The sequence below is a fragment of the Microbacterium sp. genome (assembly GCF_035277845.1).
Lineage (GTDB): Bacteria > Actinomycetota > Actinomycetes > Actinomycetales > Microbacteriaceae > Microbacterium.
Genome location: NZ_DATEJS010000119.1, coordinates 1 through 14,508 on the forward strand (window position 1 = coordinate 1; position 14,508 = coordinate 14,508).

General features: G+C 72.0%; 15 protein-coding genes and 1 pseudogene. 6 read left to right on the top strand and 10 right to left on the bottom strand.

Translation table 11 applies throughout. The features are described 5' to 3' along the window. Positions 1-167: 167 nt before the first annotated feature. Both VJR25_RS05045 and VJR25_RS05050 read right to left on the bottom strand, forming a co-directional pair. Complete coding sequence (locus VJR25_RS05045) at positions 168-1,067, bottom strand: alpha/beta hydrolase (protein WP_324113166.1); 900 nt, start codon at positions 1,065-1,067, stop codon at positions 168-170. Between the two features lie 20 nt (positions 1,068-1,087). Beyond that, positions 1,088-1,678: a TetR/AcrR family transcriptional regulator gene (locus VJR25_RS05050; protein ID WP_324113168.1), complete on the bottom strand. Its 591-nt coding sequence runs from the start codon at positions 1,676-1,678 to the stop codon at positions 1,088-1,090. 104 nt (positions 1,679-1,782) lie between these two features. Here VJR25_RS05050 and VJR25_RS05055 point away from each other — a divergent pair, with 104 nt between their 5' ends. The 4 genes from VJR25_RS05055 to VJR25_RS05070 are packed head-to-tail and all read left to right on the top strand — an operon-like array spanning position 1,783 to position 4,439. Then, positions 1,783-2,379 (top strand): DUF6230 family protein, encoded by a 597-nt coding sequence (locus VJR25_RS05055; RefSeq protein ID WP_324113170.1) that lies wholly within the window; start codon positions 1,783-1,785, stop codon positions 2,377-2,379. Then, on the top strand, positions 2,370-2,894 hold the full coding sequence (locus tag VJR25_RS05060) for a DUF6114 domain-containing protein (protein WP_324113172.1): 525 nt from the start codon (positions 2,370-2,372) through the stop codon (positions 2,892-2,894). The genes VJR25_RS05055 and VJR25_RS05060 overlap by 10 nt, the downstream gene beginning before the upstream one ends. Next, complete coding sequence (locus VJR25_RS05065) at positions 2,891-3,658, top strand: hypothetical protein (RefSeq protein ID WP_324113174.1); 768 nt, start codon at positions 2,891-2,893, stop codon at positions 3,656-3,658. The genes VJR25_RS05060 and VJR25_RS05065 overlap by 4 nt, the downstream gene beginning before the upstream one ends. A gap of 43 nt (positions 3,659-3,701) precedes the next feature. After that, positions 3,702-4,439: a hypothetical protein gene (locus VJR25_RS05070; RefSeq protein WP_324113176.1), complete on the top strand. Its 738-nt coding sequence runs from the start codon at positions 3,702-3,704 to the stop codon at positions 4,437-4,439. Positions 4,440-4,511: 72 nt separating this feature from the next. Here the strand turns inward: VJR25_RS05070 and VJR25_RS05075 are convergent, their stop codons facing one another. Further along, positions 4,512-5,714 (bottom strand): metallophosphoesterase family protein, encoded by a 1,203-nt coding sequence (locus VJR25_RS05075; RefSeq protein WP_324113178.1) that lies wholly within the window; start codon positions 5,712-5,714, stop codon positions 4,512-4,514. 103 nt (positions 5,715-5,817) lie between these two features. After that, complete coding sequence (locus VJR25_RS05080; protein WP_324113180.1) at positions 5,818-6,750, bottom strand: LysR family transcriptional regulator; 933 nt, start codon at positions 6,748-6,750, stop codon at positions 5,818-5,820. Between the two features lie 191 nt (positions 6,751-6,941). Between VJR25_RS05080 and VJR25_RS05085 the strand changes: the two genes are divergently transcribed. Next, positions 6,942-7,985, top strand: a complete 1,044-nt coding sequence (locus tag VJR25_RS05085; protein WP_324113182.1) for a YeiH family protein — start codon at positions 6,942-6,944, stop codon at positions 7,983-7,985. Between the two features lie 200 nt (positions 7,986-8,185). Then, entirely contained in the window at positions 8,186-8,791 is a 606-nt protein-coding gene (gene dcd, locus VJR25_RS05090; protein WP_324113184.1) for a dCTP deaminase, read from the top strand. 397 nt (positions 8,792-9,188) lie between these two features. Here dcd and VJR25_RS05095 read toward each other — a convergent pair whose 3' ends face one another. The 6 genes and pseudogenes from VJR25_RS05095 to VJR25_RS05120 all read right to left on the bottom strand — a co-directional run. Beyond that, positions 9,189-10,139 carry an NAD(P)/FAD-dependent oxidoreductase gene (locus VJR25_RS05095; protein ID WP_324113186.1) on the bottom strand — a complete coding sequence of 317 codons (951 nt, stop codon included), beginning with the start codon at positions 10,137-10,139 and terminating at the stop codon, positions 9,189-9,191. Between the two features lie 12 nt (positions 10,140-10,151). After that, entirely contained in the window at positions 10,152-11,564 is a 1,413-nt protein-coding gene (locus tag VJR25_RS05100) for an FAD-dependent oxidoreductase (protein ID WP_324113188.1), read from the bottom strand. Beyond that, on the bottom strand, positions 11,561-12,355 hold the full coding sequence (cobA, locus tag VJR25_RS05105) for a uroporphyrinogen-III C-methyltransferase (RefSeq protein WP_324113190.1): 795 nt from the start codon (positions 12,353-12,355) through the stop codon (positions 11,561-11,563). The genes VJR25_RS05100 and cobA overlap by 4 nt, the downstream gene beginning before the upstream one ends. After that, positions 12,352-13,365, bottom strand: a complete 1,014-nt coding sequence (locus tag VJR25_RS05110) for an ABC transporter permease (RefSeq protein ID WP_324113192.1) — start codon at positions 13,363-13,365, stop codon at positions 12,352-12,354. The genes cobA and VJR25_RS05110 overlap by 4 nt, the downstream gene beginning before the upstream one ends. Continuing rightward, the gene (locus VJR25_RS05115) at positions 13,355-14,158 is read right to left on the bottom strand and encodes an ABC transporter ATP-binding protein (RefSeq protein WP_324113194.1); all 804 of its coding nucleotides are present in this window, start codon (positions 14,156-14,158) and stop codon (positions 13,355-13,357) included. The genes VJR25_RS05110 and VJR25_RS05115 overlap by 11 nt, the downstream gene beginning before the upstream one ends. Positions 14,159-14,165: 7 nt before the next feature. Continuing rightward, positions 14,166-14,508: pseudogene (locus tag VJR25_RS05120) on the bottom strand (sulfonate ABC transporter substrate-binding protein); the annotation flags it as partial.

A 14,508-nucleotide genomic window follows, 5' to 3' on the forward strand; every position in this document is an offset into this window, starting at 1 on the left:
CCGGGTGCGCCGCCCACGCCGCTCGACCCGGACCCGGCCGACCCGCATGAGCCTGCGGAACCGCATCCGGGGCAGCCGGCACCGATGCCGCCGGAGGAGCCGACCGTGCCCGCTCCGGATGAGCCGCTTGCGCCGAATCCGCAGGAGCCGCCGCTTCCGCCGACCCCTTAGCTGTACAGCTGCTCCGCCAGGAAGGCGACGTGGGCGGGCGCAAGACGCCGCCAGAACCGATAGTCGTGTCCGCCCGCCTCGAAGCCACCGGCGGGATGCTTCGGGAACCCGTCCACGTAGGCGCGCACGGCCGACTGGAAGCCGTCGCCGGTACCGCAGTCGATGCGCACCGGGACCTCGAGTCGGCTCTGTCGCCCGTACAGGTCGTTGGCGGCGTAGTCCGCGGGGCTGTCGAACGCGATGCTCGCCGCCGCCCGCGCCGTGGTCCACAGGGCGGGGCTGAGCGCCGAGACCGCCTTCACGCGCTCCGGGCCGAGCTTCCAGCCGAATCGCAGCGCGCCGTAGCCGCCCATCGAGTAGCCGGTGAAGGCGAGGCGGCCGGTGTCGAATCCCATCTCGTTGAGACGCGGGATGAACTCGTCCACGACCATGCCCGCCGGGTCGTCGCCGTCGCGACGCGGATGCCAGTACCGGTTGCCGCCGTCCACGGCGGCGATCGCGATCGGCCTGCCACCCTTCGCGATGTGCGCCGCGAGGAACCGGTCGAGCCCCAGCGCGTTGCCGAACAGCGAGTCGTGGTGCCCGCCGAAGCCGTGCAGTGCGACCACGACCGGCACGTTCCGCGCACCCGCGGGCGCTGCCACCGTCCACCCGGTCGTGATGCCCTTCCGCTTCGCCGAGACGAAGGAGCCGGCGACCAGCGGCACGTCCGCGATGTGCGGGATGGCGCCTGCGGGACCATCGAGTCCGAGCAGGGAGTACATGGTGGTCCGCCCCGGCAGCACCCCGGCGTTCACGCCCGCGGCGATCCCGCCGAGCGCGAGCGCGGACACGCCGGCGCTCAGGAACACCCGCCGCGTCACCTTGGCCGTTCGGGACGGCGCGGGTTTCGTCATGGAAGGATTCTCGCACCCACTCAGCGGGGGACCGCCGCCACGACGCCGTCCGCGGACTTCTCCAGGAAGGCCACGACCTCGGCGACCGGATGCTCCGCCTCGACGACGAGCTCGACGATCAGCTCCTCCGCGAACCCGACCCACGAGCGCAGCGCGACGCGCAGCAGGTCGGTGTCGGGGCATCCCTGCTCGAGGTAGACCTCCAGCAGCCGGCGCGCGTTCTCGGCGCGCGACTCGTCGATGACGGAGCGCACGGCGGCATCCCCGCTCGCCACGCCGCGAACGAGGGAATAGAACGTGCCGCGGTGGTCGCGGACGAACTCGACGATGCGTGTCAGCGTGTCGCGGAAGCGCTCGGCCGGCGGCAGCTCGGGGCGCGGCTCGCTCGCCCGCAGCAGGCTGTCGCGGGCGGTCGCGACGACGTCGCGGTGCAGGCCGTTGCGGGAGCCGAAGTAGTGGAAGACGAGGGCGCGCGAGACCCCGGCCTGCTCGGAGAGCACCTCCATCGTGAGCTCGTCGATCGGGTGCTCCGCGAGGAAGTTCACGCCGAGCGCCACGAGCTGGGCGCGACGCTCATCCGGCGTGAGCCGTCGGCGACTGGGCGCGGACATGAGAGAAGCCTAATCCCGGACTAATTGACTGGTTGTCAATTACGTCTCTAGAGTCGTGGACTGGGGGCCACATCGTCGTCGCCCCGCGTCATAGAGGAGACACGATGAAGTTCCGCACCTTCGCCCGGTCGCACCGCGGGCGGGTCATCTTGACCGCGATCCCCGTCGCCGCAGCCGTCACCCTGCTGACCTCCGGCGTCGCCCAGGGGGCCGTGCCCGTCTCGTTCGCGGTATCAGGCAGCCAGTTCCAGATGGGCGCCTCGCTGCTCGACGGCACCGGGTTCTCCCAGTACTCCGGCGTCGCGAAGGACGCCAAGGGCGGTGCGCACGCGGTCGCGATCGCGAACATCAAGTCCGCGAAGCTCTACGACCTCTGCCAGGCCGTCTCGGCGGACACCCCGCTCGGCAAGGTCGGCGTGCGCATCACGGCGGGCGGCGGGGGACACCCGGCGACCGCGAGCGACCTGCAGATCGGCATGACGGGCCTGAAGGGGAACGCGACGTTCGGCCACATCCGCATCGGCGTCGACGCCTCCGACGTGAACACCACGGCGAAGGGCTCGGTCGGGGACTTTGCGCAGGACTCCGACACCGTCCGCATCGCGGGCGTCGAGCAGACCGCGTGGAGCACCCAGGCGTCGGTGTTCACCCTCACGGGCATGACCGTGGCTCTGACGGACGGATCGAAGGGATGCTTCTGAACGGCCCGCACCGTCGCCCCGACGCGGCACCGACGTCGGGCTTCGGTGCGTGGTACCGCTCCCGCCCGTTCGTCGGCGGCGTGCTCACGATGCTCGCCGGCGTCGAGATCTTCCTGTCCAGCCAGCTGGATCTCGGCAACATCCACGTGCAGCTCGGCATCGAGGGGTTCCAGGCGACGGTGATCCCGGTCGCGCTGCTGCTGCTCGGCCTGCTCGCGATCCTCATGCCCGCCCACCACGTGTTCTACGGCGTGATCGCGCTGGTGGTGGCCGTCTACTCGCTCGTCGGCGTGAACCTGGGCGGGTTCGTGCTCGGGATGCTGCTCGGCTGCGTCGGCGGCATCCTCGTCGTCGCGTGGATGCCGCGGGCGGCACGGGCGCAGGCGGCCGGACTCGACGCGGGTGCTGACGACGAGGATGCCGATGGCGCGGATGCCGCCGAGGACGCCCCGGCGCCGGCTGTGCTTCGCCGCGCCCGATCCGACGGCGCCGACACCACGGACGCCGCCGCGTGAGTCGCCGACGCGTTCCCCTGCTGGTGGGCTCCGCGTTCGCGGTCGGATGCCTCGTCGCCGGCGGCAGCGTGGCCACGGCCGCGCCGGCATCCGCCCAGCTGTGCATCCCCATCATCCTGCCCTGCTCCAGCCCGAGCCCGACGCCCGGGTCGACTCCGACACCGACGCCCACTCCGACGCCGAGCGCATCCCTGCCGGGCGTGACCCTTCCGCTGCCGGCGCCGAGCCTGCCCGGCGGCGTGGGCGGGCTGCAGCCCGGCGGCATCCTGCCCGTTCCGGCGCCCGGGATCATCCCCGGGACGTCGGCGAAGAAGCAATCGGTGCCGGTCTCGGCACTCCCCAAGGACGACAGCATGGTGTTCACGCAGCCGTCCGCGCAGCTCGGCGTGGACTCGCTGTCGTTCACCGGCCTGAAGGGCATGGCCCTGGTGAGCGTCGCGCTCGCCGACGGGACGCGCATCCCGGTGCTGCGCCTGCGCGCCGACAGCATCACGATGGACGGCTTCGCCCTCACCGTGCGCAAGGCCACCGGTCCGATGCTCATCACGAAGGCCGACCGGATGCAGCTGAAGGGCGACGTCACCGTCTACCTGAACTCGGTCACCGCGACCGACTCGGCCGGCACGTCCCTGACACTCGGCGCGGACACGCCGCCCCCGAAAGACGGCATCACACCCACCCTGCTGCGTGCCACGCTCGGGCTCGTCGGCACGCGCGCGGACGAGATCATCTACACGAACACCGACCAGCAGCTGAAGGGCTGACGCCGACGCATCCGTCGCCGGGTCTTCCGCGGGGAAATCCCCGGTGGGAAGATGGATCATGGCGACGGATGCCGCCGACGGCGACGACGACGCGCAACTCGCCCGGCGACTGCAGATTCTCGCGACGGAGCACTGGGGGCTGCTCGCCGCGCGCAGCACCGCGCAGAGCGAGGTGCTCACCCGGATCACGATCCATCTGACGCTCGTCTCGGCCGGTCTGGTGACGATCGGTCTGCTCGGTCAGGCATCCCACTTCGCGTCGTGGTTCCCGGCCGCGGCCCTCGGCATCCTCGGCTTCCTCACCGCTGTCGGTCTGCTCTCGCTCATGCGGGTGCTCGCCGTGTCGGAGGAGGACTTCATGTACGTCACGGCGATGAACCGGATCCGCGCCGGGTACGCCGACATCGACCCGGTCGCGGCCGGATACTTCCTGGCATCCACGAACGACGACGAGCTCGGGATGCGGATCACGTACTCGTTCCTGCGGCACCGGGGGTCGGTGGAGCAGATCCTGGCGTCGTCGTCGCTGCTCAGCGTGCTCGTCAACGCGACCGTGGCGGGCATGTTCTGCGGTGGACTGTGTGCGGCCTTCGGCGTGCCCCTGGCGGGAGCGATCGCCGTCGGGGTGGTGGTGGGGCTGTGCATCACCGTCGCGGGGATCGGGTACGCCGGCTACCGGTTCTTCTCGGTCTGGCGCGCCTACACCCCGCTCAGTCCGAGCGAGGATCCGCCGCCGTACTGGCTGATCCGCCGCCGCCCGGATCGTCGAGGCCGAAGCTGATCACCCGCTCGGGCGTGATGCGGATGACCGGATGCCCCTCGGCATCCGTCGTCGACTCGCCGTGCCCGCAGGTCAGCCGCGGCAGGTGCCGGCGCCGCTGTCCTCGTACGACATCGCGGATGCGGGGGCGCCGGGCGCCGTCATCGCCGGCCGATACGAGAACGCGTAGCCGCTGGGCTTCAGCGTGAGGTCCATGACCCCGTAGCCCTGGTCGAACGCGGTGACGACATTCGGGTTGGCGTAACTGTCGTCACTGTTCACCGCGGTGGTGTCGACGGCCTCGCCGCCGGTGCCGACGATGAACTCGGGGATCCCGTGCTTCGGGTCGACGCGGCCCGCCGGATCCATCGGCTGCAGGCGGGCGTAGGCGTGCTCGTGGCCGTTCAGGATGAGCGTCGCGTGGTTGTCGTAGAGCAGCTTCCACCAGGCATCCGCTGCGGCGCCCTCCGCGCTGTCGACGCCGGGAGCGGAGGCGGCCACCGTCGCCGTTCCGGTGCTCGTGGAGCTGAACGTCGGCTGGTGCCAGTAGGCGATCGTGCACGGCCGGGCGTTGTCGCGCAGATCCTGGGCGAGCCAGCGGGTCTCCTGGGCGAACAGCCCGTCGCCGGTCGTGGAGCAGTCGTCGCCGAACGCGGGGGAGTTGCACTCGGCGTTCAGCGAGACGATGTGCCAGTTGCCGAGGTCGTACGAGTACCAGCCCTGGTTCGTGTCGGTGTCGGCCCCGGCCTGCCCGGCGGCGTTCGGGACGCCGTCCTGGTCGTGCCCGTTGAAGTAGGCGAAGTAGCCGTCACCGTTCTGCCCGGCCTCGTGGTCGCCCTTCTTCGTGTAGGCGTAGTACTCGTGGTTGCCGGGCGCCGGATGCGCCAGGAACTTCAGGCCGCCCCACGCCTGCTCGAACGAGCCCTCGAAGTCGCTGAGCTTGCCGACCTGGTACTGCTCGTCGCCGAGCAGCGCCACGGCATCCGGATGCATCGCGTCGGCCTGCTTCGCCGTCGCGAACTCGGCGTCGTAGCCGCCCAGCGTCGGGCTGCCGCACTTGAGCGCGCTCGGGGTGCCGGCGTTCTGCGCGTCGTCGGGCTCGCACGCGATGTCGCCGACAGCCGCCAGTGTGAAGGTGCGGCCGGCGCCCTGGTCTGCCGCTGCGGGCGGGGTGCTCTGTGCGTACGGCCAGCCGTCGGCGAGCGTCTGGGCCACGGCTGCGCCGGAGAGGCCGAGCAGGCCGGCTGCCACCACGCCGCCGGCGATCAGGGAGAGCTTACGAGGGCGGGAGAACATGGCGGCTCCTGAGTCGGCGGGTGGAGGTCCGGTCTGCGGACCGGCCGCGACAGAGCCTGCCAGCGGGTGGTGAACGCCGCGCGACCGCCGGATGAACGGCCGTTCAGAGGCCTCCGCCGCCGCGGACCACGGCGACGGCGACGTCGAGCAGCTCCCGGCTCGCGGGTGCGAGGTCGCGCGGGCCGCCGCGCCAGAGAGCCGTGATCGGGCGGGTGAGCGGCTCCGTCGCGATGGGCACGGCCTGCAGCCGCCCGAGGCGCAGGTCGTCGGCGACGGCGAGCCGCGACAGCAGTGCCGGGGCGAGTCCCTCCACGACGGCGGAGCGGACCGCGGCGGATGCCGGCAGCTCGATCGCCGGTGGGGCGGGGTCGCGCCCGAGCCGGTCGCGCACGGCATCCTCCCACGCCCAGCGTGTGCCGCTGCCCTCCTCGCGCACGACCAGCGGGGTGTCCGCGACCTCCGGCAGGGCGACCGTGCGCCCGCTCCAGGGATGCCCCGGGGCGACCACAAGCACCAGTTCGTCGGTCGCGAGCCGCGTGCGCGCGAGACCCGACGGTAGCCGGGACGACTCGATGATGCCGAGGTCGGCGCGGCCGTCGCGCACGAGGTCGGCGACCTGCGCGCTGTTGGCCGAGATCAGGCGCACCGCGGTGGGCATGCGGCCGGCGGCATCCTGACGCGCACGCAGGGCGACCAGCCAGCGCGGCACCAGGTGGGCGGCGACGGTCTGGCTCGCCGCGACGGTGAGTTCGCGGCGGTGCTCGTCCCGGAGCATCTCGACGCCCGAGCTGAAGTGCGCGGCCGCGGTGAGCACCTCCTCGGCCCACGACGCCACGGTCTCACCCGCCGGGGTGGGATGGGTGCCCTGCGGCGACCGGCGGAACAGCTCCAGCCCCAGCCGGCGCTCGAGCCCGCGGATGCGGGCGGACGCGGACTGCTGCGTGATGCCGAGATCCCGCGCCCCGGCCGCGATGGAGCCGCGGCGCACGACGGCGGCGAGCAGCTCGAGCGCGTCGATCTCGGGCACGTGCTGCATGCGGCTCCTTGGGGTGGGGCGGTCGTTGAGCGAGCAGAGCGAGACGAGACGAGACGCGGATGCAGGTCGTGGACGTGCGTCTCGTCGCGCGGCGGCGCGCTCGCTCGACGGCTTCAGATACAAACCTGGACTGTACCCCCATCGACGGGAGCCGTCTACCGGGGATCGCGGAGGCGCGCGAACGTGGAGTCATGAACGTCGCTCCGTTGCCCACGCTTCCCCGGCGCCTGTCGCTGCGTGCCGTGGATGTGTCGGCCGGGGTGTGCGCGTGCGTGGCGACCGCCGCCGTCGCGACCGTCGTCGGGCGCCTGGTGCCCGTGGCCGGCTCCGCGCTGCCGGCCGTGGTGATCGGGGTCGTCATCGCGCTCGTGCGTCGCCCCGCGGCACGCCTCGAGCCCGGCATCCGCTTCTCGAGCACGTTCCTGCTGCAGGTCGCGGTCGTGCTGCTCGGCGCACAGCTGTCGCTGCCGATCATCCTGCAGGTGGGCGCCGAGTCGCTGCCGGTCATGCTCGGGACGCTCGCGGTATGCCTCACCGGTGCGTGGCTCGTCGGGCGTGCCCTGCGGATCGAGCCGCGGCTGCGCACGCTCGTCGGGGTGGGGACCGGCATCTGCGGGGCATCCGCCATCGCCGCCGTCTCGCCCGTGATCGGCGCCGCCAGCGCCGAGGTCGCCTACGCGATCTCCACGATCTTCCTGTTCAACGTGCTCGCCATCGTGCTCTTCCCGCTGCTCGGACACGCCCTGCAGCTGGATCCGCACACGTTCGGCCTGCTCGCCGGCACCGCCGTCAACGACACCAGCTCGGTCGTGGCGACCGCCGGAGTGTTCGGCGCCGCCGCGCTCGGATTCGCCGTCGTCGTCAAGCTCGTGCGCACGCTCATGATCATCCCGATCAGCATCGGGCTGTCGGTGATCGAGGCGCGTCGGTCGGCGGGCGGCATCCGGATGACCCCGCGACGCGTGCTGGGCCTCGTGCCGTGGTTCCTCGTCGGGTTCGTCATGGTGGCGCTGCTGAACTCGACAGGGGTCATCCCGCTGGATCTGCGGGCCGGACTCGTGCAGGTCAGCCAGTTCCTCATCGCGACCGCGCTCGCCGGCATCGGACTGTCCACCGACCTGCCGGCCCTGCGCCGCGCCGGCTGGCGGCCGCTCGTGCTCGGCGCGATCCTGTGGGTGCTCGTGACGGCGACGTCGCTCGCGATCATCGCGGCGACCGGTGGGCTCGGCCGCTGAGGGGCCGGGCGCGCGGATGCCGGGTGCCGGGTGTCGGGCAGGTGGATGCCGGATGGCGGGCGGGTGTCGGGTGCCTCGCCCGAACGTCGGAGGTTCCGTGGGACACGCCGGGCAGCAGCATCTTGGACCGGCGTGTCGCCCGGATCCTCCTTCGTTACGCCGGCCTGTGCGGGCCGGGAGGCCGTCGGTAGGCTGGGACGGTGCTGCTGAGCGACCGCGACATCCGGGCCGAGATCGACGACGAGCGGATCGGGCTCGACCCGTGGGATCCGGCGATGGTGCAGCCGTCGAGCGTCGACGTGCGGCTCGACCGGTACTTCCGGCTGTTCGACAACCACAAGTATCCGTTCATCGACCCGGCGACCCCGCAGCCCGACCTGACGCACCTCGTGGAGGTCGCTCCCGACGAGCCGTTCATCCTCCACCCGGGCGAGTTCGCGCTCGGCTCGACGTTCGAGCAGGTCACCCTGCCGGACGACATCGCCGCGCGGCTCGAGGGCAAGTCCTCGCTCGGCCGGCTCGGGCTGCTGACCCACTCGACGGCCGGATTCATCGACCCGGGATTCTCGGGGCACGTGACCCTCGAGCTGTCGAACGTCGCCACCCTGCCGATCAAGCTCTGGCCCGGCATGAAGATCGGGCAGCTGTGCTTCTTCCGGCTGTCGTCCGCGGCGGAGGCGCCGTACGGATCGGGCGTGTACGGCAACCGCTACATGGGCCAGCGCGGGCCGACCGCGTCCCGCTCGTTCCAGAACTTCCACGTCACCGACGTGGGCGTGACGGATGCCGGCGCCTACGGCGAATAGCCCGCGTCGGCGCCCGCTGCACTCCGTTCAAGGGTCACGTTTGGTTGCCCGTGCCCGCAGATCGTGACCCTTGAAGTGTGTTCATGACCCCTTGAGGGGATCCGAGTCTGTTCAAGGGTCACGTTTGGTTGCTTGCGCCCGCATATCGTGACCCTTGAACGGTCATGACGTCATGCTCAGGGGCCCTGAGTCTTCAGGGGTCCTGAGTCTTCAGGGGTCACGATCTGCTGCTGAAGCCCGCAGATCGTGACCCTTGAATGCGTCTTGAGGGCCCGTTCAGGAGTGTGAAGTCCCTTCAAGGGTCACGAATGGATACGTCTACCAGCAGATCGTGACCCTTGAACAGGGAAGAGGGGGCGCGCGGGCGCGGGGCGCGGGCGCGGGGCGCGGGTGCGGGTCAGTGGGCGGTGACGACGCCGACGAGGTCGTGGATGATCACAGCGGCGGCGCGGGCACCCTGGCCGGCGGCGACGATGAGCTGCTGCGGTCCGGGGGCGGCGGCATCCCCCGCGGCATACAGGCCGGGCACGCTCGTGCGGCCCGACCGGTCGGCGGCGAGGTGACCGTGGGTGTCCGTGTCGGCGTCGAGCCCGTCGAGGAACTCCACCGCCGGGTCCCACAGCGGCCGCACGAAGCCGCCGACGATCGGCACGGTCTCGCCCGACGCGACGGTGATCCCGGTCAGGATGCCGCGGTCGCCGACGAGCTCGGTGATGGGCTCCCGGACGACGCGGATGCCGGATGCCACGAGCTCTGCCTCGTCCGCGGCATCCACCACGTCGGCGCCGTGCGTGAACACGATGAGGTTGTCCGACCAGCGGGCCACGAGCCGGGCACGGCCCGCGAGGTCGGGGGTCTGGCCGATCAGGGCGAGCGGCTGGTCGCGCAGCTCCCACCCGTCGCAGGCCGCGCAGCTGAACAGGCTCATGCCGTAGAAGCCGCGGATGTTCGGCACGTCCGGCAGGGTCTCGCGCAGGCCCGTCGCGGCGAGTACCGAGCGCGCGCGGATGACGGCCGGGGCACCCCGGCCGTGGACCGCCGCGACGAACCCGTCCGCATCGCGCTCGACCGACGTCACGCGCGTGCGGCGGTGCACCACCACGTTCGGGTACGCGGCCAGCTCCTCACGGGCGATGGCCCGCAGCTCCTGCGGCGGGATGCCGTCGCGCGTGAGGAACCCGTGCGAGACGAGCGTCGCCGCATTGCGCGGCCGGTCGGCGTCGATGACCGCGACCGTCGCCCGGGCGCGGCCGAGGTTCAGCGCGGCGGAGAGCCCGGCCGGGCCCCCGCCGACGATGAGCACGTCGACGTGGAGTTCGGCCGATGCGGCATCCGGTGAAGCGGTCATGACGGCATCCGTTCAGGCGTTCGCGGGCGCGGCGACCGACGCGCGCGAGATCTCGACCTGCGACTCGCGCTCGACGACCTTGACCCGCTCGCGGGTGTACTCGTGGGTCTCGCCGAGCGTGCGCTCGTGGGCGTCGAGCTGCAGCCAGCCCTCCCACGTGGTGAACTCGACGCCGCGGTCGTTCAACAGGGCGAACAGGTCGTTCGGGGTCTGCTCGGCGCCGGACGCGTCGATTTCCCCTGTCGAACGTCCCGCGCGGGCGAGTGCGTCCTCGACCACGTGGCCGATCGTCTCGAGCGCGTCGGACTTGGTGTGGCCGATGAGGCCCACCGGTCCCCGCTTGATCCAGCCGGTGGCGTACAGCCCGTCGATCGGCGAGCCGTCGGCGGAGACCACGCGACCCTCGACGTTCGGCACGACGCCGCGGCGCTCGTCGAACGGGGCGTCGACCACGGGCGTGCCGTAGTAGCCGACCGCGCGGTACACCTGGCCCACCGCGATCTCGCGGAACTCGCCGGTGCCGCTGACCGACCCGTCGGCGCCGGGCACGGTGCGCTCGAACCGCACCGCCTCGACGCCGGTCTCGGCCGACCCCAGCACCTCGACGGGCGCGTGGTAGAAGTGCAGGTGCAGGCGGCGGGACGCCTGCCCGACCTCGCGAGTGCGCCACTGCTCGAGCGTGCGCAGCATCACCTTGTACTGGTTGTTCGGCGCCACCCAGCCCTCGAGGTACTGGAAGTCCTCATCGTGCAGGATGATGTCGACGTCGCGCACCTCGCCGAGCTCGCGCAGCTCGATGGGCGTGAACTTGATGTCCTGCGGGCCGCGGCGGCCGAACACGTGCACGTCGGTGACCGACGACTCCGCGAGACCGGCGAGCACGTTGTCGGGAGCCTCGGTGGAGCGCAGGTCGGGCTCGTGCTTCGCGAGCACGCGCGCCACGTCGAGCGCGACGTTGCCGTTGCCGATGACCGCGACGGATGCCTCGGGCAGGTCCCACGTGCGCGGCACGTCGGGGTGGCCGTCGTACCAGGCGACGAAGTCCGCCGCGCCGAACGAGCCGGGCAGGTCGATGCCGGGGATGTCGAGCGCGGCATCCCGGATCGCACCCGTCGCGATGATCACGGCGTCGTACCGGTCGCGCAGCTCGTCCAGGGCGATGTCGCGGCCGACCTCGACGTTGCCGATGAAGCGGATGACGCCGGCATCCAGCATCTCGTGCAGGGAGGTGACGATGCCCTTGATGCGGGGGTGGTCGGGCGCGACGCCGTAGCGGATCAGGCCGTAGGGCGCGGGCAGCGACTCGAAGAGGTCGATCGCGACGCGGCCGCCCTGCTCCTTCACCGCGGTGGAGAGCAGGTTGCCGGCGTAGATGCCGGCGGGGCCGGCTCCGACGATGGCGACGTTGAGGTCGAGGGAGGTCACAGGGCGGCTTCCTTTCCAGAGGCGGTGTCGCTCGAGCTGAAGTGCGAGGGGGCGTAGGGGCTGAGGCGCACGACGTCGCCGACCACGACGACGGCGGGGGAGCGCACGCCGCGCGCGGCGGCCTGGTGCGCGATGGTCTCGAGGGTGCCGACGGTGACCCGCTGGCCGTCGCCGAAGCCGTCCTCGATGATGGCGACCGGGCAGGATGCCCCGCGGTCGCCCCGGCCGAGGGTCATCGCCGCGTGGGCGAGCGTGCCGATGCCCATGAGCAGCACGACGGTGTGATCGCGTCCGCCGCCGAGCTCGGTGATCTGGTCGTGGCCGGTGACGACGGTGAACGCCGTCGCGAGTCCGCGGTGGGTGAGCGGGATGCCGGCGATCGCGGGCACCGAGATGGCGCTGGTGACCCCGGACACGACGCGCACGTCGATGCCGCGCTCGCGGCAGTAGGCGAGTTCCTCGCCGCCGCGGCCGAAGACGTACGGGTCGCCGCCCTTCAGGCGCACGACCGTCTTGCCCTGCTCGGCGAGCTGCACGAGGAGCGCGTTGATGGCATCCTGCGGCACGGCGTGGTGGCCGGGCCGCTTGCCGACGTCGACGACCTCGGCGGTCAGCTCGACGCCCTCGGCGGCCAGGCCGTCGAGCACGCCGCGCGCGCCGAGGCGGTCGGCGACGATGACGTCGGCGGACTCCAGGGCGCGCAGGCCCCGCAGCGTGAGCAGGCCCGGGTCGCCGGGACCGGCGCCGACGAGCAGCACGAGTCCGCGGGCGGAGGCGGTGTCCGCGGTCATCGCGTTCCTCCTTGCAGCAGGCCCCGGCCGCGCAGCATGCGGCGCTCCAGCGGGGCGAAGACGACGAGTTCGATGAGGATGCCGATCGCGAGGATGACGATGATCGTCGCGAGCACCGACGAGATGTCGGCGAGGTCGCGGGCGGTGTTCAGCAGCGTGCCGAGGCCGAAGCCCATGGTGCCGCCCATCGTGATGATCTCGGCCGCCATCAGGGAGCGCCACGAGAACGCCCAGCCCTGCTTGAGGCCGGCGACGTACCCGGGCAGGGCCGCGGGAAGCACGATGAGGGATGCCAGGCTCCAGCGTTTCGCGCCGAGCACCTGTCCCACCCGGCGCAGCTGCGGCGGCACCTGGTCGATGCCCGCGATGAGCCCGTTGATGACCGACGGGGTCGCGCCCATCAGCACCACGAAGTAGGCGGTGGCGTCGCTGAGCCCGAACCACAGGATCGCGGCCGGCACCCACGCCACCGACGGCAGCACCTGCAGGCCGGAGATGAGCGGTCCGAACGCGCGGCGCAGCGGCTTCACCTCGGCCAGCAGCAGTCCGATCGGGGTGCCGATGACGATGGCGATGAGGAAGCCCAGGATGCCGCGCTCGAGACTCGTGAGCACCGCCTGCTGGAGCTGACCGGAGTCCCACGTCGAGGTGAGCGCGTCGAGCACGTCCGCCGGGGCCGGCACGATGTCGGGACGCGGATTCGCGACGACGATGTACAGCTGCCAGGCGGCGATGAGCCCGATGACGCAGAGCACCGGGGGGAGCACGGACCGGCGGATGCGGCGCCACGCGCTGGGGCGGGTCGCGGCATCCGTCTGCAGGGCGTCCAGCCCGGCGGCCAGGGTGCGCAGCTCGTCCGCGGTGTCGGTCGTTGAGCGAGCGGAGCGAGCCGAAACGCCGTGGGCGTCGCGTTTCGTCTCGTCGCTTCGCTCCTCGCTCAACGACCGGGGGTCGCTGTGCTCCTCGCTCGACGACCGGGGGTCGGCGGAGACGGTGTTCTCATGCGGCATTGCGGCTGATCTCCTTGCGCAGGTGCGCGGTGATCTCGCGCGACAGCGCCACCACCTCCGGCGATTCGATGCGGCGGCCGGCGGTCGCGGTGACCCGCCACTCGCGCGCGATGCGGCCCGGACGGCTGCCGAGCAACACGACCCGCTGCCCGAGCCGGGCGGCCTCGCGCACGTTGTGCGTGACGAACACGATGGTGCGGCCGGTCTGCCGCCACACCCGCTCGAGCTCCTCGTGCAGGATGTCGCGGGTGATGGCATCGAGCGCGGCGAACGGCTCGTCCATCAGCAGCACCGGACGGTCCTGGGCGAGGGCGCGGGCCAGGGCCACGCGCTGACGCATGCCGCCGGACAGCTCGTGCGGGCGGCGGTCGGCGGCATCCTTCAGGTCCACGACCTCGAGCAGCGCGAGCGCCTTGTCGGCACGTTCCGCGCGCGGCACGCCGCGCAGGCGCAGCGCCAGTTCGACGTTGCGCCGCGCCGACAGCCACGGCATCAGCGCCGATTCCTGGAACATGACCGCCGAGCCCTCGTCGGGGGTCTGGATGCCGCCCGAGGTGGGGGCATCCAGACCCGCGATGAGGTTCAGCAGCGTGGACTTGCCGCACCCGGACGCCCCGAGCAGGCACACGAACTCGCCGGGGGCGATGTCGAGCGAGATGTCGTCGAGCACGAGCGGGCCCGTGCCGAAGCGCTTGGACACGTGGTCGATGCGCACGGCGGGCGGCACGGCCGACGCCGCCGGGGCGGGCGCGGTGCCGTCGAAGCTCGGGAACAGTCGGGGGGCGGAGGTCATGTCGCGCTCAGTCCTCGCCGAGACCGTCGGCCGACGCCTTGGCGGGCGCGACCTCGTTGAGCAGCCGCAGGTCGAACAGCCCGTCGATCGAGCCCTTCTTCTGCGTGCCCGCGGCGAGGCCGTGGTCGACGAGCTCCTGGAACGTCTGCGCCTGCGGGTCGGACGAGAACGTCACGTGCTGCAGGGCACGGGCGAGCACCGGCGCGGGCAGCTGCTTGCCGGTGGCGGCCTTCAGCTGGGCGTTGATGACGGAGGCGGCATCCTGCGTGTGGCTGTTCAGCCACGCGATCGAGTCGACGTCGCCCTGCACCAGCGCCTTGACGGTCTGCGGGTGCTGCTGCAGGAACCGG

Excerpts from the sequence above, each read along its gene's own strand:
- VJR25_RS05085 (WP_324113182.1), top strand. The coding sequence starts at position 6,942 with ATGAACGTCGCTCCGTTGCCCACGCTTCCCCGGCGCCTGTCGCTGCGT.
- VJR25_RS05050 (WP_324113168.1), bottom strand. The coding sequence starts at position 1,678 with ATGTCCGCGCCCAGTCGCCGACGGCTCACGCCGGATGAGCGTCGCGCC.
- VJR25_RS05095 (WP_324113186.1), bottom strand. The coding sequence starts at position 10,139 with ATGACCGCTTCACCGGATGCCGCATCGGCCGAACTCCACGTCGACGTG.
- VJR25_RS05075 (WP_324113178.1), bottom strand. The coding sequence starts at position 5,714 with ATGTTCTCCCGCCCTCGTAAGCTCTCCCTGATCGCCGGCGGCGTGGTG.
- VJR25_RS05110 (WP_324113192.1), bottom strand. The coding sequence starts at position 13,365 with ATGCCGCATGAGAACACCGTCTCCGCCGACCCCCGGTCGTCGAGCGAG.
- VJR25_RS05045 (WP_324113166.1), bottom strand. The coding sequence starts at position 1,067 with ATGACGAAACCCGCGCCGTCCCGAACGGCCAAGGTGACGCGGCGGGTG.
- VJR25_RS05080 (WP_324113180.1), bottom strand. The coding sequence starts at position 6,750 with ATGCAGCACGTGCCCGAGATCGACGCGCTCGAGCTGCTCGCCGCCGTC.
- VJR25_RS05055 (WP_324113170.1), top strand. The coding sequence starts at position 1,783 with ATGAAGTTCCGCACCTTCGCCCGGTCGCACCGCGGGCGGGTCATCTTG.
- cobA (WP_324113190.1), bottom strand. The coding sequence starts at position 12,355 with ATGACCGCGGACACCGCCTCCGCCCGCGGACTCGTGCTGCTCGTCGGC.
- VJR25_RS05115 (WP_324113194.1), bottom strand. The coding sequence starts at position 14,158 with ATGACCTCCGCCCCCCGACTGTTCCCGAGCTTCGACGGCACCGCGCCC.
- VJR25_RS05060 (WP_324113172.1), top strand. The coding sequence starts at position 2,370 with ATGCTTCTGAACGGCCCGCACCGTCGCCCCGACGCGGCACCGACGTCG.